This is a genomic window from Paraburkholderia nodosa (genome assembly GCF_001718195.1).
GTDB lineage: Bacteria > Pseudomonadota > Gammaproteobacteria > Burkholderiales > Burkholderiaceae > Paraburkholderia > Paraburkholderia nodosa_A.
The window spans coordinates 36,648-55,194 of sequence record NZ_MCNV01000015.1 but is presented as its reverse complement, the minus strand read 5'-3'; the positions used below and the strand labels follow the sequence as shown (position 1 = coordinate 55,194).

15 protein-coding genes are annotated in these 18,547 nt (G+C 66.5%); 8 read left to right on the top strand and 7 right to left on the bottom strand.

The genetic code is table 11. The features are described from left to right. Positions 1-312: 312 nt before the first annotated feature. The 4 genes from BFD71_RS23770 to BFD71_RS23750 all read right to left on the bottom strand — a co-directional run bounded on the left by BFD71_RS23770 (position 313) and on the right by BFD71_RS23750 (position 5,735). Entirely contained in the window at positions 313-1,344 is a 1,032-nt protein-coding gene (locus BFD71_RS23770) for an SGNH/GDSL hydrolase family protein (protein WP_069266770.1), read from the bottom strand. Positions 1,345-1,461: 117 nt separating this feature from the next. Then, positions 1,462-2,631, bottom strand: a complete 1,170-nt coding sequence (locus tag BFD71_RS23765; protein WP_069266769.1) for a GGDEF domain-containing protein — start codon at positions 2,629-2,631, stop codon at positions 1,462-1,464. A 313-nt stretch (positions 2,632-2,944) separates the two neighbouring features. Further along, positions 2,945-4,249 carry a flavin-dependent monooxygenase QhpG gene (qhpG, locus tag BFD71_RS23755; RefSeq protein WP_069266885.1) on the bottom strand — a complete coding sequence of 435 codons (1,305 nt, stop codon included), beginning with the start codon at positions 4,247-4,249 and terminating at the stop codon, positions 2,945-2,947. Between the two features lie 376 nt (positions 4,250-4,625). Beyond that, positions 4,626-5,735: a purine-nucleoside phosphorylase gene (locus BFD71_RS23750; protein WP_069266767.1), complete on the bottom strand. Its 1,110-nt coding sequence runs from the start codon at positions 5,733-5,735 to the stop codon at positions 4,626-4,628. Between the two features lie 261 nt (positions 5,736-5,996). Between BFD71_RS23750 and BFD71_RS23745 the strand changes: the two genes are divergently transcribed. The 7 genes from BFD71_RS23745 to BFD71_RS23715 all read left to right on the top strand — a co-directional run bounded on the left by BFD71_RS23745 (position 5,997) and on the right by BFD71_RS23715 (position 15,302). Further along, positions 5,997-7,922, top strand: a complete 1,926-nt coding sequence (locus tag BFD71_RS23745; RefSeq protein ID WP_069266766.1) for a potassium transporter Kup — start codon at positions 5,997-5,999, stop codon at positions 7,920-7,922. Between the two features lie 150 nt (positions 7,923-8,072). Further along, entirely contained in the window at positions 8,073-8,582 is a 510-nt protein-coding gene (locus BFD71_RS23740) for a DUF1269 domain-containing protein (protein WP_069266765.1), read from the top strand. Between the two features lie 387 nt (positions 8,583-8,969). After that, positions 8,970-9,554, top strand: a complete 585-nt coding sequence (locus BFD71_RS23735; RefSeq protein WP_069266764.1) for a DUF2760 domain-containing protein — start codon at positions 8,970-8,972, stop codon at positions 9,552-9,554. After that, the gene (locus BFD71_RS23730) at positions 9,551-11,395 is read left to right on the top strand and encodes an Hsp70 family protein (protein WP_069266763.1); all 1,845 of its coding nucleotides are present in this window, start codon (positions 9,551-9,553) and stop codon (positions 11,393-11,395) included. Before BFD71_RS23735 ends, BFD71_RS23730 begins: the two co-directional genes overlap by 4 nt. A 5-nt stretch (positions 11,396-11,400) precedes the next feature. Beyond that, positions 11,401-14,196: an Hsp70 family protein gene (locus tag BFD71_RS23725; RefSeq protein WP_069266762.1), complete on the top strand. Its 2,796-nt coding sequence runs from the start codon at positions 11,401-11,403 to the stop codon at positions 14,194-14,196. A gap of 106 nt (positions 14,197-14,302) precedes the next feature. Beyond that, positions 14,303-15,013: a YceH family protein gene (locus tag BFD71_RS23720; protein WP_069266884.1), complete on the top strand. Its 711-nt coding sequence runs from the start codon at positions 14,303-14,305 to the stop codon at positions 15,011-15,013. A 22-nt stretch (positions 15,014-15,035) separates the two neighbouring features. Further along, the gene (locus BFD71_RS23715) at positions 15,036-15,302 is read left to right on the top strand and encodes a hypothetical protein (protein ID WP_069266761.1); all 267 of its coding nucleotides are present in this window, start codon (positions 15,036-15,038) and stop codon (positions 15,300-15,302) included. A gap of 4 nt (positions 15,303-15,306) precedes the next feature. Here the strand turns inward: BFD71_RS23715 and BFD71_RS23710 are convergent, their stop codons facing one another. The 3 genes from BFD71_RS23710 to BFD71_RS23700 form a co-directional block, all read right to left on the bottom strand. Beyond that, entirely contained in the window at positions 15,307-16,161 is an 855-nt protein-coding gene (locus tag BFD71_RS23710; RefSeq protein WP_069266760.1) for an alpha/beta fold hydrolase, read from the bottom strand. Between the two features lie 246 nt (positions 16,162-16,407). Further along, a complete protein-coding gene (locus tag BFD71_RS23705) occupies positions 16,408-16,794 on the bottom strand; it encodes an SgcJ/EcaC family oxidoreductase (RefSeq protein ID WP_069266759.1) in 387 nt (128 codons plus the stop codon). A 54-nt stretch (positions 16,795-16,848) separates the two neighbouring features. Further along, positions 16,849-17,892 (bottom strand): D-cysteine desulfhydrase family protein, encoded by a 1,044-nt coding sequence (locus BFD71_RS23700; protein WP_069266758.1) that lies wholly within the window; start codon positions 17,890-17,892, stop codon positions 16,849-16,851. A gap of 219 nt (positions 17,893-18,111) precedes the next feature. Here BFD71_RS23700 and BFD71_RS23695 point away from each other — a divergent pair, with 219 nt between their 5' ends. After that, a complete protein-coding gene (locus BFD71_RS23695) occupies positions 18,112-18,321 on the top strand; it encodes a hypothetical protein (protein ID WP_069266757.1) in 210 nt (69 codons plus the stop codon). Positions 18,322-18,547: the final 226 nt, after the last annotated feature.

Sequence of the window (18,547 nt, the reverse complement as noted above, 5' to 3'; positions counted from 1 at the left end):
CGGGTCGGTGGAGGCTACGTGACCAAGTATGCGGTCGGCGCGGGTGGGGATAAAGTGGCTGGAGCGCGATGCTGCGTTCAACTGAGGGCGACAATCGGGGCGGGGCGCTCTTGTCCCCTCCGCACTTCCCCCAGGATCGCGCCGCCAGGCGCGTGCGGGTTATGAAGTGCTGCTCGCGTTGAGCGACTATAGCGCGTCGAACGAAGAGCGCCTGCTCGATACGGTATTGAGCCGCCGCCCCGAAGGCGTGCTGCTAACGGGACTACGCAAGCGGCCGCGCTCATGCCCGGCGCGGTCGCTTGAATCCAGCGCTCAATGCCCCAGACCGCTCGCCGCGATCTGCTGCTCGACGTACTGCGCGAACAGCGAATGCGTGTGCGTGGTCGGGTGAAGGTCGTCGGCGAACATATAGGTTTGGTCCGCATGGGCCGAGACGTAGGTGACGGGCGAGCAGAGCAGCGAGGTGTTGTCCGGCGTTTTCGAAGGGTCGCACGCCTGGGCCGTGTTGGACACGGTAAACCCGTTCGTCTGGAAGTTCGCGACGAGCTGCGTGATCCAGGTGTAGGAATCGATTTCGATGACCTTGCCTTGCAGGCCATCCGTCTGCAACGCGCCGTTCAATGTCGAGTTGAAGAGCTGCGATAGCTGGGTCAGGTTCGCGCCGCCGTCGGCCGAGGTGATGCCCTTGGGCGAGAGGCCGACGTTCGGCACGTTGATCACCACGACATGTGTGGCGCCGGCCTGCACGATCTGCCCGACGACTTGTGCGAGCGTCGTGGCGGCAGTCTGCACGACGGTATTGGCTGTCGGCGGGTTGCCGGCGCGCAGCACGTCGTTCGCGCCTGCCCACACCAGCACGAGCTGACCGGAGTTGAAGGTGCCGTGAGCGGAGATATAGCTCGACACCTGCTGATTGACCGGCATTTCGATGTTGCCGATCACGTCCGAGAGGAAGTCGTACTGGTTCGCCGGCGTGGCGACCGTCGAGCCGCCCTCTGCGTAGCCGAAGCCGCCTTGCGCGCTCAGCTTGTGATCGAGGCCGACCGTGTATGCGGCGTTCAGGGTGTCCCCATAATATTGCGCGACGTCCTGGGACCAGACCTGACCGGGGTTGGTCGTGAACCGCCCGCCGCCTGCGGCGCTCGCAAGCGGCGCGTAGGTCCCGACGTCGGAAAGACTGTCGCCGAACGAGACGACTTGCAGCTTGACGCCGCCAGCCGGCGTGCTCGTGCCGGGGTTCGAGCCGCTACCGCCTCCTCCGCCACCGCCGCCGCCGCAAGCCGCGAGCAGGTAAATCAGTCCGGCGGAAATTGCCACCCGGATCCGGGTATCGATCGTTGCCATTGTGCCCCCTTACCGCTTGACGCGATTGCACCCGCGACCGGATAGGGCGGGCCTAAGTGGGCTAGCAAAAACAATGCGCGCAGCCTACAAATAGCTGACTGGAAGGCGCGTGAGGCGTTACAGAGCCAGCATTTCGAGCCGGTTGCCGCCCAGCGCCTTCGCGCTGTAGAGCGCGGCGTCGGCGGCAGCCAGCAGGTCGGAGAGCGTGGACGCTTCCTGACCATGTTGCGCCAGGCCGATGCTCACCGTGGCGCGTATGGCGATGCCATCGACCTTGTTCATGGGTGTTTGAGCGAAACGCCTGGCGATCGCTTCGCCCACCGCTTTGGCGCGCACGCGGTCATGGCCTGGCAGCAGGGCGGCGAACTCTTCACCGCCTATGCGCGCGAGGATCGCCTCGGGTCCCACGGCGCTGCGGGCAATGTCCGCGAACGTCTTGAGGACTTCGTCGCCGGTCTTGTGGCCGTAGCGATCGTTGATGGTCTTGAAGTGGTCGAGATCGAAGGCAAGCAGCGAAACCGGCTGACGCGCCCCGGGCTGACGCGTCCCGATCTCGTTCATCACGCGCTCGCCTTCTTCGAAGAAGCAGCGGCGGTTGCCAAGGCGGGTCAGGTAGTCCGTTTGAGACTCGCGCAACAACTGCCCATGCGTTTCTTCGCGTACCAGCTTGATCAGGGCCATGGGCAGAATGATCGAATACAGCACGCCTTCATACATCGTGATCTTGCTGACGAGCGCGACGAAGCCGCCCCCATAGCGGCTGCCCAGCAACGGCAGGACAAACGTCCTGAACAGGTAAAAGAGTGCGTGGACTCCGGTGACGAACGTCGCGACGTGGCGCGATTGGCCCCCTTTCATGCCGTCGCCGCGCAGCAGCTCGCGCGAGGTCATGGCGCTTACCAGTGCAATAGGAAACGCGCTCGCGTAGTACCACATGGCCTGCGGATGCCGTGCGCCCCATGTGGCCCATGTCAGTGCGATCAACGCGAGCAGGGCGAACGAGGCCGCCCGGTAGTGCCGCCCGTTCAGCGTCGCGACGCCATGCAGGACCAGCAGATAGCCGGCCATCATGACGAGGTTGCTCAGAGCGGCGCCCCAAACCCCTGGCAGATCGGCGCGCACGAGCACCGCGGCGCAGCCGGCTGCGAGGGTCGCGTAGCCCCCGGCCAGGACCCGCAATGCCTTGCTGCGCGCGGGATGCGTACGATGCTCCCAGAGCGTCATCAGGGAACTGGCTAGCAGGGTCCCGATCAGGAGGAAGTAGATGGTAAGTAGATCGACGTGCATCGCTGGCGTGAGGCTTCTACACCGGTACATCGCGGCGAACGCGCATTTTACGCCGAAACCTAATAGTGCGATGCCCGGTCCCTGATTGTCCGTTACGTGCCCCTGGCGGTGCCCCAGCGGCTTCACGCGTCGCGCCACGCCTCGATGCGTTCTGTATCGAGCCCGAACGGGTCGTGCGCGCGGCTCACTTGCGCAGGAGTGCGATGGAGTTTTTTGTTGTGCTCTGAGTGCTTTGGCCTTTTCTTGTTTTCGCGGCATGCCGACGCGAAAACAAGAAAAGGCCAAAACAGAAAAAGGCGAAAAACCAACAAGGCTAAGGATAATCCTGCATGGCAAGCCAATGCCGAATCATCCTTGCCTGATCGGCATCGAGCGACTTGAGCACCTGCTCAGCGGGCTCCCGCCGCAACGCCTCAACCACAGGCGCCAGCGCAGCATCGCAAAGATGCCAGATCCCCAGCGGCTGGTCCGGACTAGCGACCACATCCGCTTCGGCAATCATGCCGCCATCAATCACGGGCGCACGCCCCACATTCAACTCGTTGAAATCCGCGCTCACATGCGCGGGACGGTCGTCAGGCCATGCCCCACGCGTTTGCCAGAATGGCTGCGTAGTCCACCGCTGTTCGAGCGCGTAGACATCGCGCCCGGTGCGCGCGAAGCGCATGAACAACTGCTCGATGCGCTGCTGATGAAAGCGCAGCGCGAGCGGCGCTCGCTCGGGCCGTGCGAGTAGCGTATGGATCACCGCGGGCGCCTGCAACGCGGAGGTCAGCGACTGGAACACGCCGTTGCCCGCGAGTGGATCGACGGCCATGGCTGCGTCGCCCACGCGCAGCCAGTTGTGGCCGCCAGTACGGCCGCACAGCGTGGCAGTGCTGCTGCGAGCGTAGAGGCGCGCGTCGGTCGCGGCGTCGCCCGCGAAGAAGTCGCTGGCAAGCGGCGAATGCCGCATGCGCTCGCAAAATGTGAGCAGTTCATCGCGCTGCGGCAGTTCGGGGTTCGTGACGTCCAGCGTCAATTGCCAGTAGCAGCGGCCGTCGCCCAGACGCGCCATCCATGCCCATCCGCCAGGCAGGCTTTCCACCGCGGTGGCTGATGCGCCCCCGCGGCCCTTCCATACGTTCAGCAGGCTCACGGTTTGCGGGCCGCGCGTGGCGTCGCGCAACAGCGGCGCGAGGCGCCCGCGCGCTTCGACCAGAAAGTCCGCGCGTAGCGTGAGCGGTCCGTCGGCGGTTTCGATCATGAGATCGTGACCCGCCGATGAGGAATGCAGCGAGCGCACATTCGCCTCGATCACGTCCACGCCCGCGCTGCACAGGTCCTCGCGCAGGGCCGCATCGAATACGCGCCGGTCCACGAGAAATTCTGCGTCGAGCGTTTGCAACGCGCCGTTCCAGAGCGTGGTGCGCACGCACGGTCCTTCGCCGCAACTGGCTGCGCGATGCAGGCCCGCACGGCGCAGCGCTTCGATTGCACGTGCCGACAAGGCTTCGGCCGCGTCGAAGCGGCGCCAGTCGCTTACCACCTCCACGCGATAATCGAGCCCCGCGAGCGCACGCGCAACGGCTGCGCCCGCTGGCCCCGCGCCAAGCACGACGATGCTGGCGGCATTCATGACGCGCGCGCTCGCGAAGGCACACACGCGTGTACGCTCGCAAACATGATGTGCGTGGCGGCATGAAGGTGAGGGAGGTAACCGTGCATGCTGTCCCCCGTGGAATCATGGCGCATCGCTTTGCGACCCCTGCGCTGCGCTCGAAAGGAGTGAAACCTAATCTGGCATAGATGCCGCGATAAAGCTATCCGGTCAAAGGAGGATTTCAGTAGCGGAAATCCCGCATTCCGATGCGCAATGCGTATGAACGATCGTGCGCTGTAATTGCTTTGCGAATTGGCGATGCATGCCGGATAGCGGCACGCATTGATCGTCTGTATTCCTCACAAGGATGCTTCGGTGTAACGAGGCAAAGCGGGGCAGCGCGTGGTTGTGGCTAGCGCGGCGGCGCTGCGGACGTATTTGCAGGAATGCCATCCTGCCATGCGCTCCAGTGCGCGACGATGGTCTGCACGAGAGGATGTCCCGCGCGATAGAGATTTTCCAACGCGATGGCGAAGCCGCCCTGGCTCGCATAGTTGAGCAGATTCGCCGCGTTCGATTCTCCTGCATACGGACGATCGAAGTCCGAGCCCGCGCGCAGCACGGCCACACGATCGAGGTCCACGCGTTGCGCACGCGCCGCGCGGCTCAGTGCTTCGAACGTGGCGTTGTCCTCCTGCTGCGTCATGCAGTAAACGCCTTGGCCACCCGTCAACTGGCGCGTGAACTCGCTCGCCCTCGCGCCGAGCGCCTTGCCCGACCACCAGGTATCGTCGGCGACCGAATCGCAGCGGATCACCGTAGGCGGCCGGTTCGCGGGAGCGTAAGCATATTTCGCGCGCGCGGCCTGGGCCTGCGCGCTATCGGCGAGCGTCACGTCGCGCGAGATCGCCCAGGCGGCCGAGGTGAGCCTCGGATTCAAGTGGAACACTTCGGTGCGGTAATCGAGTGCGGGCTTGTCGTCAGGGCCTTTCGTATTGATGCCGAGATAGCCGGTGCGCCAGCCGCGCGGGCGGCCGTCGCCGTCGATCTCCCACTGCAGGCCGAAATCGACGAGCCAGTCCGACCAGGCCGCCGAGCCGATCGTGCCGTGCCCGGGGTTCACACCCGCAATGCCCGCGATGAGGAAGTAGGTCTTGCGCAGGTCGAACTGCGGCGCGAAGGCGAGGGCCATCATCGAAGCGGCGGCATTCGCATGGCCCATGCCGGTCGTCATCACGCAGACATCGTCGGCATTGCATTGCACAGCGGGATAGTCGGGCGAGAGGCCCGCGATTGTCACGGACTCCCAGGGACCGAGGCGCTCGAGCCATGTCTTCGCTTCGGGTGCGAACATCGTCACGATCATGACTTTCACCGGGCGTCCGTGTGCGGCGGCGCCCGCTTGTGCGAAGGCCGCGGGTTGCGCAGAAAGCGTTCCGGTGTTCTGTTGCCCTGGACGTGGCTGCGATGCACAGGCAGCGAGCGCCAGCGCGGCGCAGAGGAACGTGAGGCGGGTTCGCATTGCGCAACTCCTTTTCCTTATACGCGTAACAGGCGGCACGATTGATCGGGCGAATGTTCAGGAAAATACGCTCGACTATGACAGTTTTGCGAAGACGCGGCGCCTCGCAGGGCGCTGTTGCCCTTGTGCGCCACGCAAAGCGCATTTTCGCGCCAAGTTCCTATACTTCGACTAACGCGCCCGACGAGGCAGCCTCGCCAACACGAAGCGACAAGGCCGCGCGGCCCCCGGGCCCGCATGCGGCAGCATCAGGAGGGAGACATGGGACAATCCGCATCCGCATCCGCGGCGCACGGGCACCTTGGCGACTCCGGCCCGCATCGTCCGGCGCTTCCCGCGCTCGCGCTGGCCGCGCTCGGCGTGGTCTACGGCGACATCGGCACGAGCCCGCTCTACACGCTCGCCACCGTGTTCGATCCCGGCAACGGCCTTGCCGTCAATGCTTTCAACATCGTAGGTATCGTCTCGCTGATTTTCTGGTCGCTCATGATCGTCGTTTCGCTCAAGTACGTTGCGCTCATCCTGCGCGCGAACAATCACGGCGAGGGCGGCATCATGGCGCTGCTCGCACTCGCAGCTTCCTCGGTGGCGTCACGGCCGCATCTGCGTGCCACGCTGCTCGTGATCGGCGTGATGGGCGCGGCGCTCTTCTTCGGTGACAGCGTGATCACGCCGGCCATCTCGGTGCTGAGCGCCGTAGAAGGCCTCGAAGTGGCCGAACCCGGGCTCAAGACCTACGTGATTCCGGTGACGCTTACGGCGATCATCGTCCTGTTCGTCACGCAAAAGCACGGCACGGGTGGCATCGGCGCCGTGTTCGGTCCGGTGATGGTGCTGTGGTTCATCGTGATCGCTGCGGCGGGTGTGGCCAACATCGCCTCCGCGCCGGCCGTGCTGTTCGCGCTCGATCCGCGCGAGGGCATCGCGTTTTGCCTGCATCACCGCTGGCTCGCCTTCGTCGCGCTAGGCGCGGTCGTGCTCTCGCTCACGGGCGCCGAAGCGCTCTATGCCGACATGGGCCACTTCGGCAAACAGCCTATTCGCCTCACGTGGTTCGGCCTGGTGTTTCCCGCGCTCGCGCTCAATTACCTCGGGCAGGGCGCGCTGCTGCTGGCCAACCCAGGCGCCGTGCAAAACCCGTTCTACCGGCTTTTCCCGCAATGGTCGATCGTGCCGATGATCGTGCTTGCGACCGTCGCCACCGTCATCGCTTCGCAGGCCGTGATTTCGGGCACGTATTCCATGGCGATGCAGGCCATGCAACTCTCCTTCCTGCCGCGCATGAATATCGTGCACACCTCGGAGCGCGAAATCGGGCAGATCTACGTGCCCGGCATCAACTGGATCCTGCTCGTCGCCGTGGTCGCGGCGGTGGTGGGCTTCCGTTCGTCGACGGCGCTTGGCTCCGCTTACGGCATCGCCGTGACAGGCACCATGCTTATCACGACATTCCTCACGTTCTTCGTCGTGCGTTACGCGTGGCACTACAACTGGCTGCTGTGCGTGTTCGCCACGGCGTTCTTCTTCGTGATCGACGCCATGTTCTTCTCGGCCAACCTGCTCAAGATCGTGGACGGCGGCTGGTTCCCGCTCGTGATCGGCGCACTGATGTTCACGGTCATGGCGACCTGGGGCAAGGGCTGGGAAATGATGGCGGCCGAGGCGCGCGTGCGCGCCGGCAAGAAGCCCCTCAAGCCTTATCTCGCGACGCTGCTCGAGAGCTCCCCGGTGCGCGTGGGCGGCACGGCGATCTTCCTCACGCCGAACGCCGACGCGGTACCGCACGCGCTCGTCAACAACTTGCGGCACAACCGGGTGTTGCACGAACGCGTAGTATTCCTGAGCGTGAAAACGAAGGACGTGCCATGGGTGGCCGAGAGCGAGCGCGTGATGGTCGAACTGCTATGTCCGGGCTGCTACTGCGTCGTCATCAATTACGGATTCAAGGACGAGGTGGACTTGCCATGCACGCTCGCCGCCTACAAGTCCGCGGATTTGACGTTCGATCTCGACGAGACGTCGTGGTTCCTCAGCCGCGCCGTGGTGGTGCCGAAGCGCGGCCATGGCATGTCGCTCTGGCGTGAGCGCCTTTTCGCGGTGATGCTGCACAACGTCGGGAATATCGCCGCGTTCTTCAAGCTTCCAGCCAATCGTGTGATCGAGGTCGGTGCACGCGTCGAGATCTAGGCGGCTCGACGCGCCTGGGTTGTAGCGCAAACGCGTGGCAGGCTGTCGCGCTGACGGACACTCAGGCGTAGGATGATCGGAATCGCATCGTGGTCATGTGGCAGCGAGCCGGTTGCAAGCGGCTCGCCGCATGACCGAAGGAGGGCCATCATGAGACGCCTCTATTTCCTCGCTCCCGACACCACCACGGCGCAGGCGATCGTCGACGATCTGCTGCGCGCGCGCATCACGTGGCGTCATATCCATGTGCTCGCCAATCATAGTGTGGGGCTCGAGCGCTTGCCCGAGGCCTCGCTGCTGCAGCGCAGCGACGTCGTGCATGCGCTGGAGCGCGGCGTGATGTTCGGCGCGGCGACCGGCGCCGTCGTCGGTCTCGTCGCGCTGATGTTTCCGCCCGCGAATTTCGATATCACGGGCGGGGTCGTCGTCGCGCTGACCCTCGCGGGCATGATATTCGGCGCGTGGGTGGCCGGCATGATCGGCGTGGACGAACCGAATACCCGGCTCGCGCGCTTTAATGGGCCGATCGAGGACGGCCAACTGCTGGTCATGGCCGATGTGCCCGGCTCGCGCGAAGCGGAGATCGAGGCGAACATCGCCCAGCACGTTCCGCGCGCCGATGTGGAAGGCGCGGAAGCGACGACGCCCATCTTCCCCTGAAAGCGCCGGGGCTTGAGTGCGAATCACGGCAACGGGGTAGGCCTGGGCGCTTGCCCGCCGCTTGTCGTCCAATCGCGACCCATTTCATCTGCCTTGTCGCGCCTTTTTAGGGCCGCAGCTCTCTACCTCGGACCGCCCAGGTTGAGCCGCGCCGCCCGCGCGACGCCCACGCCCGGCGCCCGCCGCCGGGCCCGCCATTCCTTCGCCAAATCCGCATTTTGACCGGCTTACGCCCGCGACAAGGCAAAATACGGGTTTTGAGCCCGAGCCGGGCTCGAGTTTCCCCTGCCGGCCGCCTCCTTCCAGGCATCGATCGGGCCTCGTTGCGAGCCCGGCAGGTCGGCTCGCCTTGTCTGCGAGCCCTCAAGCGATATTGGAGTCGTCTACATGCCCGAATCGAATCTGTCTTTCTTCGGCCGCCTTTCGGTCGCGCTGGGATCGTTCTTCGCGATCCTTGGCGACGGCGAGCTCGCCGCCAACGTGCGCCGTCTGCGCGAAGGCGGGTTCGCGGCCGCCGCCGCTGCGCCTGCCGCGGCTCCGGTCGCGAAGCCGGCCCCCGCGCCCGCACCTGCACCCACCGTCATCAAGGAAGCTACGCCCGACGCCGCGCTCCAGTTGCTCGGCCTGCTCCAGCGCAACGCGCGCTTCGTCGATTTCGTCGAGGAAGACATTGCCGGTTATGCCGATGCGGATATCGGCGCCGCCGCCCGCATCGTCCACGAAGGCTGCCGCGCCACGCTGCGCGACCACTTTTCGATCCGCCCGGTGCGCAGCGAGTCCGAAGGCTCGCGCGTGACGCTGCCGGCCGGCTTCGACGCCGCCGCCGTGCGGCTCACCGGTAACGTGGTGGGGGAGGCGCCGTTCAGCGGCAGCCTCACGCATCGCGGCTGGCGCGTCGAGGAGGTCAAGCTGCCGCAACTCGTCAAGACGCATGACGCGCGCATCATCGCGCCGGCGGAGGTGGAGCTGTGAGCGATCCGCGTTATTCGATTGGCGTCGACCTGGGCACAACGCATTGCGCGCTGTCCTACGTCGACCTCAGCGCCAGCGATGGCGAAAAGACCCAGCAGGGCGTGCTGAACGTGACCCAGCTGACGGCGCCGGGCACGCTGGAATCGCCCGACCTGCTGCCTTCGTTTCTCTACTTGCCGCATGCGGGCGAGCTGACGCCGGGCGACCTCACGCTGCCGTGGACCACTACGCGCGAGTACGCCGTTGGCGAGCTCGCGCGCAGCCGTGGCGCGGGCACGCCGATCCGCCTCGTCTCGAGCGCGAAGAGCTGGTTGTGCCACCCCGGCGTGGATCGCCGCGCGGCCATTCTGCCCAACGACGCGCCGCCCGAAGTCACGCGCGTGTCGCCGCTCGAAAGCTCGGTGCGCTATCTCACGCACCTGCGCGAGGCCTGGGATCACGCACATCCGGAGGCGCCGTTCGGCGAGCAGGAGATCACTGTCACGATTCCCGCCTCGTTCGACCCTGCCGCGCGCGAGCTGACGGCCGAGGCGGCGCAAGCGGCGGGCTACGCCAACATGACGCTGCTGGAAGAGCCCCAGGCGGCGCTCTATAGCTGGATCCAGAAAAGCGGCGGCGCGTGGCGCAAGGAAGTGAAGGTCGGCGACATCATCCTCGTCGTGGACGTGGGCGGCGGCACGACCGACCTTTCGCTGATCGCCGTGGTCGAGCGCGAAGGCAATCTCGAACTGCACCGCGTGGCCGTGGGCGAGCACATTCTGCTCGGCGGCGACAACATGGACCTCGCACTCGCGCACGTCGTCGCGCGCAAGCTCGCGACCCAGGGCACGCAGGCCGATCCGTGGCAGCTTCGTGCGCTGACCTATGCGTGCCGCTCGGCGAAGGAAACGCTGCTGAGCGACGCCTCCGTCGATACGGTACCGATCGTCGTGCCGAGCCGCGGTTCGAAGCTGATCGGCGGTTCGATCCGCACGGAACTCACGCGCACCGAACTCACGCAGATCATTCTCGAAGGCTTCTTCCCGCAGGTGGACGCCGCCGCGCGTCCCGCCGTGCGCACGCGCGTCGGTCTCACGCAGCTTGGCCTGCCGTATGCGCAGGACGCGGGCGTCACGCGCCATCTCGCGGCCTTCCTCGGCCGCCAGGTGCAGGCGCTCGCGGAACTCGAAGGCTTTGGCGCGCCGCCCGCAGGCGCGACCTTCCTGCATCCCACGGCGGTCCTGTTCAACGGCGGCGTGTTCAAGTCGGCGCTGCTCTCGCAACGCGTGCTCGATATCCTCAACGGCTGGCTCGCGGCCGAGGGTGCTGCCCCCGCGCGTCTGCTCGGCGGTGCCGATCTCGACCTCGCGGTGGCGCGCGGCGCGGCCTACTACGGCTACGTGAAGCGCGGCAAGGGCGTGCGCATTCGCGGCGGCACGGCGCGCGCGTATTACGTGGCCGTCGAATCGGCCATGCCGGCGGTGCCGGGGCTCGAGCCGCCGGTGTCGGCGCTCTGCGTCGCGCCGTTCGGCATGGAAGAGGGCACCGAGGCGGCGCTGCCGCCGCAGGAGTTCGGCCTCGTCGTGGGCGAGCCGGTGCACTTCCGTTTCTTCGGCTCTTCGGTGCGGCGCCTGGATCAGGTCGGCACGATGCTCGACTACTGGTCGCCCGAAGAATTGCAGGAGCTGGAGGAAATCCAGGCCACGCTGCCGACCGAAGGCCGCACGCCCGGCGAAGTCGTGCCCGTGAAGCTGCACGCGCGCGTGACGGAGGCGGGCACGCTGGAGCTCGAAGCCATGCCGAGCGGCACGAACGAGCGCTGGAAGGTCGAGTTCGACGTGCGTGGCGGAGCAGGCGACTGAGCCCGATGAAGCAATACGTCGTCGGCATCGACCTGGGGACGAGCAATACGGTCGTGGCGTACGTGGAGGCTGGCGGCGACGCCATCCACGTGTTCGACGTCGAGCAGCTCACCGGCCTCGGGGAAGTGGGCGCGGAAAAGATGCTGCCTTCCGCGCGCTATCACCCGGCGGCAGGCGAGCTTGCGGCAGGCGATCTGCGTTTGCCGTGGCGCGCACCGACGCCCGGCGACGACGCCGTCATCGGCCGCCTCGCGCGCACGCTCGGCGCGCAGGTGCCCGGCCGGCTCGTAGCGAGCGCGAAAAGCTGGCTCTCGCACGCCGCGGTGGACCGCCTCGCGCCGATCCTGCCGTGGGGCGCGCCCGAGGACGTCGCCAAGGTCTCGCCGGTGGTCGCGAGCGCGAGCTATCTCGCGCACGTGCGCGCCGCGTGGAACCATCGTTTCCCGCATGCGCCGCTCGAAGATCAGGACGTGGTGCTCACCGTGCCTGCCTCGTTCGACGACGGCGCGCGCGCGCTCACGCTCGAAGCGGCGCGCATGGCGCAATTGCCCGCGCTGCGTCTGCTCGAAGAACCGCAGGCCGCGTTCTACGACTGGCTGTATCACCATCGCACGACGCTCGATGCGGAGCTGGGCGCGTCGCGCCTCGTGCTCGTGTGCGACGTGGGCGGCGGCACGACCGACCTCACGCTCATCAAGGTGCAGTTCGAGGGCGGCGAGCCGCAGCTCACGCGCATTGGCGTGGGCAATCATCTGATGCTCGGCGGCGACAACATGGATCTCGCGCTCGCGCATCTGGCCGAGAGCCGACTCGCGAACGCACCAACGCGCCTGAGCGCGGCGAGCCTTTCGCAGCTCGTGGAACGCTGCCGCGTCGCGAAGGAGCAGTTGCTCGACACGAGCGCGCCCGAGTCCGTGCCGATCACGCTGCTCGGCGCGGGCGCGCGGCTCGTGGGCGGCGCGCGCACCACGCAGCTCGGCCGCGAGGAAGTCGCGCAGATCGTGGTGGACGGCTTCTTCCCCATGGGCACTGCCGGCGACCTGCCGCGCCGCTCGCGCGCGGCGATCGTCGAGTTCGGCTTGCCCTATGCCGCCGATCCGGGCATCACGCGCCATATCGCAGCGTTCTTGCAGCGCTTCGCGGCGCAGTCGCGCGAGGCGCTGGGTTTGTCTGGCGCTGCCGGTGAACCGGAAGCCGCGCTGCCCATGCCCGACGCGCTGCTGCTCAACGGCGGCGTGTTCCGCGCCCGCTTGCTCGCGCAGCGTCTGGCCGATACGCTCGGCACGTGGCGCGGCGAGCCGCTCAACGTGCTGCAGAACGATCAGCCCGACGTGGCCGTCGCGCGCGGCGCGGTCGCCTATGCGCTTGCGAGGGCAGGCAACGCGCCTCGTATCGGCGGCGGCTCGCCGCGCAGTTACTTTCTCGTTCTCGATGAAGGCGCGGGAGCCGATGCCGCTCCGCGTGGCGTGTGCGTCCTGCCACGCGGCACGGAGGAAGGCCACGAGCTGCATCTGGACGACCGCACGTTCGCATTGCAACTGGGCCAGCCGGTGCAGTTCCACCTTGCATCGACGGTGGCCGACACCGCGTGGCAACCCGGCGAGCTGGCCGACCTCGCGGCGGCCGACTTCGTGCGCCTGCCGCCGCTCGCAACCGTGGTGCCCGCGGGTGGCAATGCAAAGACGGCACGCGAGCGCCCCGTCAAGCTCACGACCGCGCTCACCGAAATCGGCACCCTGGAGATGCACTGCATCGCCACCGACGATGCTTCGCAGCGCTGGCTGCTCGAATTTGCGCTGCGCCGCGCGGAGCACGAGGGCGGTGCAGGCGCGGCAATCGGCGAGTCGCGCCATGCGTGCCTCGACGAAGCGATCGAGGCGATCGAGCGCGTGTTCGGCGCGCGTTCCGCCAAGGTCGACCCGAAGGAAGTGAAGCGCTTGCGCGCGCATCTCGAAGAGCGGCTCGGGCCGCGCCAGAACTGGGACGGACCGCTGCTGCGCGAGCTGTTCGGCGCGCTCTGGGAACGCGCGGGCAAGCGGCGGCGCTCCGCCGATCACGAACGCCTGTGGCTCAATCTCGCCGGCTTCTGTCTGCGTCCGGGCTTCGGCTATCCGCTGGACGAATGGCGCGTCGAGCAGCTCTGGTCGCTCTTCGACGACGGCATCCAGTTCGTAGGCGAAGGCCAGGTGTGGTCGGAGTGGTGGACGCTCTGGCGGCGCGCGGCGGGCGGCCTGAACGAGGCGCAGCAGGACGAGGTGCTGGCGGCGATGACGTACCTCGAAGAGGCGGCCGGCGCGAAGCGCCACAAGCTGCCCTTCGACGCCGCGAAGCTGGGCGTGCCGGACATGATCCGGCTCTATGCGTCGCTCGAGCAGATTGCGGCCGAGCGCAAGATCGAGATCGGCGAGCGGCTGTTGCAGCGGCTCCAGAAGCCTACCGAGAATCATCAGACGTGGTGGGCCGTGGGCCGCATCGGCGCGCGCCAGCCGTTCTACGGCAGCGCGCACGGCGTGGTGCCGCCGCACACCGCAGCGCTTTGGCTCGATGCGATTCTCGCGCTCGACTGGAAGAAGATCGAACCGGCGATGTTCGCCGCCGCGCAAATCGCGCGCATGACGGGCGACCGTTCGCGCGACCTGCCCCCCGAGCTGCGCGAGACCGTGGTGCGCCGGATGGAGTCGGCGAACGCGCCGCCCACGTGGGTCACGATGGTGCGCGAAGTCGTCGCGCTCGATACGGCCGACACGGGCCGGGTGTTCGGCGAGGCGCTGCCGGCGGGGCTGAAGCTGATCGCGGGCTGAGCGCGGGCTGAGCGCGGACTGAGCGATGCGTGACTTCTGCAGGAAGCCCGGCGCGCGTATGATCGAACGCCTGATTCCAACAGAAACACAGCGGACTGATCTGCCCATGAATTCTCCTGCCGATGCTTCCTCGCCGCGCGCATTGCGCGCGCTCTCGCCGATCGAGGCGCGTATCGTCGGCGTGCTGGTCGAAAAGCAGCACACGGTGCCCGACACCTATCCGCTCTCGCTCAACGCACTCACGCTCGGCTGCAACCAGAAGACCGCGCGCACGCCGGTCATGAACGTGAGCGAAGCCGAAGTGCTGGCCGCCATCGAAGACCTCAAGCTGTTGAGCCTGGTGTTCGAAGGCAGCAGCAGCCGCGTGCCGCGCTTCGAGCACAATCTGAACCGCGTGCTCGGCGTGCCGAGCCAGGCCGTTGCGCTCCTGACGGTGCTGCTGCTGCGCGGCGCACAGACGGCCGCGGAATTGCGCCTGAACTCGTCGCGCCTGCACGGGTTCGCCGACGTCTCTTCGGTCGAAGGCTTCCTCGAAGAATTGGCCGAACGCGAGCCGCCGCTCGTCGTGAAGCTGCCGCGCGCGCCGGGCGAGCGCGAAAGCCGCTGGATGCATCTGATGTGCGGCGAGGTCAACACGGCAAGTTTCGTCGCCGCGGGGACCATCGCTCCCGGGGCGCGCGAGGAAGCCGGCGAGAGCGTCTCGCTCGCGGACTTCGAAGCAGTACGCGCCGAACAGCAGCGTCTCGCCGATGAAGTCGCGCGCCTGCAAACGCTCGTCGCTCGCATGGCCGCCGAGCTGGGCATGTCGCTCGACTGAGCGCCTTCGCCTCCGTCGCGCCATGGACGCCGCCGCATCCTCCGCCCGGCGCCTGCGCCAGGTGCGCGACCTGCCATGCCCGCGCGGCTTGCCGCTCATCGGCAATCTGCATCAGCTGAATGCGCCCAAACTGCATCGTGTGCTCGAACAGTGGGCGGAGGAACCTTCGATGATCGAGGAAATCACGGCGTTCGCGATGGTGCCGAATCGCATGCCGGTGCGGCTGGAATTGCGGCCGACGGTTGAGTCGCCTCGACCACAGGCGAGCTATCAACCGGGCCGTGACTGAAGTCTCAACCCTGCGTGATGAAGGTATGGACGTGGGTGTTGAAGAGGTCGGGGTGCGTGCCGTTCATGCCGTGCGTGGCGCCCTTGATCGTGACGCGGCGCGCGAACTCGATCCACTCGTCCAGCGCTTCGACGTTGTTGCGGAACATGAGCGGGCTGCGCTGGCCGTCGATCAGCAGTGTGCGGCACTTGATCTCGCCCGCGGCGCGCGGCGCATACGGCGGCAGCGGGTCCTGCAACTGCTTGGGCAGTGTCGTGGCGTTGGCGATGGCCATCTGGCGAAACGCCGCCGAGCCTTTCTTCCACGCGCCCGGCACGCTCACGGAGTCGACGAACAACTCGAGCCCCGCTTCGACTTCGCCGGCATGGATGAGGTCGGCCGCGCGCGTGCGCAGTGCATTGGTGGCAGGGGGCAGCGCGGCTTCGTCGTCGTCCACGCGCGAGAGCGGGCCGCCCGGGTCGGCCAGCACCAGCGTGCGCACGAGGCGCGGATAGCGGCGCGCCAGATGCCACGCCACGCAGCCGCCCCGCGAATGACCCACGAGGTGCACCGATTCGAGACCCAGCGCGGCGATGAAATCGGCCAACTCGGTGACGTGGCTCTCCCAGCCGAAATCGCCCTGGATACAGGCGTCGGCCGCGGGCCAGTAATGGCTCAGGCTCGGCGCGATGCAGCGAAAATGCTCCGACAGGCCGTTGAGCTGCGGCATCCAGTAGCGGTAATCGCAGAGCGATCCGTGGACGAACAGCAGCGGCTCGCCATCGCCGCGCTCCAGGAACGGCAGGGCAATGCCCGAGTGCAACGTCGCGTACGACAGGTCGGGCACAGCAAGTAGGGAGGGATCGATGCGTTGGTTCAAGGAGTGGCTCCGAGCGTATGAGCGTCACTTTGCCGCAACCGAACGATTAAGGGAAACTCAATAAACTGAAGGAATCGATAAGCTTTTCTGATTCTAAAAAGGGACGTAACGCTGCGAGGCCCGTCGCGCGGGGTTGTTCTCTTTCAGCGGTGAAAGCAAGCGGGTGCGCCCGCGCTGCCGGCGGCCTGGAGCGCGGCGGCAGGATCGTGGTTTGTAGCGGCGCCGACCGCGTTCGCGGCGGGGAATTTACGCCTTCGGCGCCACGAGATTGGCGTCACGCGCGAGCAGCCAGCGTCCGCTCGCGTCCTTGCGCACCAGCGTGAGCGTGTAGCCTGCACGGCGTATGGGCTGGGGCGCGCCCGGCGGCGTAATGGCGATATCGATGCGATTGCGCAGAAAGGCCCAATCGCCCAGCACCTGCAGTTCCACGATCTCAGCCGTGCCCTCTATGCGCATGTCTTGCTGCGCTTGCGAGGCCGCCGCGAACTCGGCCTTGCCGAACGGCTCCTGGCCGGGCACCGTGAACACCACGTCGTCGGTCATCAGGCTCAGGACTTTGGCCGTGTCGCCGGCGCGGCTGGCCTCCATCCAGGTTTGCACCAGCTCTCGAATGGCACGTTCGTCATCGGTCATCGTGGACTCCCTCGTCGTTCAGTTCGACGATTCTAGAATGCGGCGCGCGACGCATCAGAATGCACTGCGATAAGCAAACAGGCCCGGCAAGCCGCCAGTCATGACGAAGAGGACGTTCTCGCCGCGTGCAAGGCGCCCCGATCGCGCGGCGTGCACGAGACCCGCGAACGCCTTGCCGCCGTACACGGGGTCGATCAGCAGGCCTTCTTTCGAAGCGACGAGACGCACGGCCTCGCGCATCGCGTCGGTTGGAATGCCGTAGCCTTCGCCGAGCTGGGCTTCGTCGATCACGATCGAGCGGCCCTCGATGCGCCGCGCCTGATCGATCAGCTCGAGCGTCTTGCCGGCCTTTTCGAACGTTGCGGCGTGGGCCTGCCCGGCCTTCGCCAGCACGGTGTACGCAAGCACGAGGCTCGGATCGATGCCCAAGGCCGCGAAGCCGGCGGCGAGCCCTGCGTGCATGCCGCCGCTGCCGTTCGGCACGACGACGCGTGCGAAGCTCAAACCCTGTGCATGGGCCTGCGTCATGATTTCCGCGGCGCACGCCGCGTACCCCAGACATCCGACCGGGCTCGATCCGCCCAGCGGGCACACGTAGACCTTGCGGCCCTGGGCGCGCAGCTCGTCGGCGCGGGCCTGGGCGAACTCCAGTGCGTTGGCCGTGCCGGGCAGGTCGTGCACGCGTGCGCCGAGCAGGTCGTCGAGCAGGATGTTGCCGTTCTCCAGATACTCGAAATCCGCGCGCGGCACGGCCCGCGTGAGCACGAGTTCGCACTGCAGGCCCGCTTGCGCCGCCGCAGCCGCCGTCAAGCGCGCATGGTTCGACTGGCGCGCGCCCACAGTGATGATGGTGTCCGCGCCCGCAGCCAGCGCTTCGCCCATCAGGAACTCCAGCTTGCGCAGCTTGTTGCCGCCGCCGCCGAGGCCAGTCAGATCGTCCCGCTTGACATAGACATTGACGCCCCCCAGTTCGTGGCTTAGCCGCGGCAAGGGCTGGATCGGCGTGGGTCCTTCCAGCAGTGCGCGGCGAGCATGCCGCGAAAGATCGAGCTGATAGGGGGACGCGGCATGCGTCGTGGCATTCGTTACGGTAGTCATCGGGCTCTCGCTGTTTCGCACTCAGGAATGGGAGCGTGGCTGGCGGCATTTGCGTTTGCCAGGCGTCGAATAGTAACCGGGGTACTTCTCGAATAATGCGCAACGCCTCAGGGTTCTCACGTCCACGTAATTCCGTATTGCGTCGCAGCAAGGAGGTTTTTAGACTGATTCTTATCCAGGCAATCGTCGGAGACGATATTCCCACCACGGGAGGCTTCAATGAATATTTTTCAATCGCCGAGCCAACCATCGAGTCCGAAGCTGCACGTATTTGAACAGGAAGGCGGCTGGCACTGGGGTATCACCATAGAGCGTTCGGCAGGCGGCGGGTTCAAGGTCATCGCGTACAGCGAGAAGACTTTCCGCGCCGAAGACGAAGCGCAGTCCGACGGCGACCGCGCCCTCGTCAATCTCGCCGAACTGGTTTGAGCCGCGCGCCGCGCGGCTTCGTGTTTTTACGTCTGCGGCACCTTTCCTCGCATCCTTCCACGTTTGCGGCCCGCGCTCCCCGCGCTGCGCCGGAATCGATGTTTCTTTTCGTCTGATCGCTTTGCCTGCATGTGGGCGGGCCGCGTCCATCGGCCTCACCGACCGATCGTGCGACGTTTGCTAAAAATCAGCGCGCAATCTCATGCGCCCCGGTATCTTGAAAAAT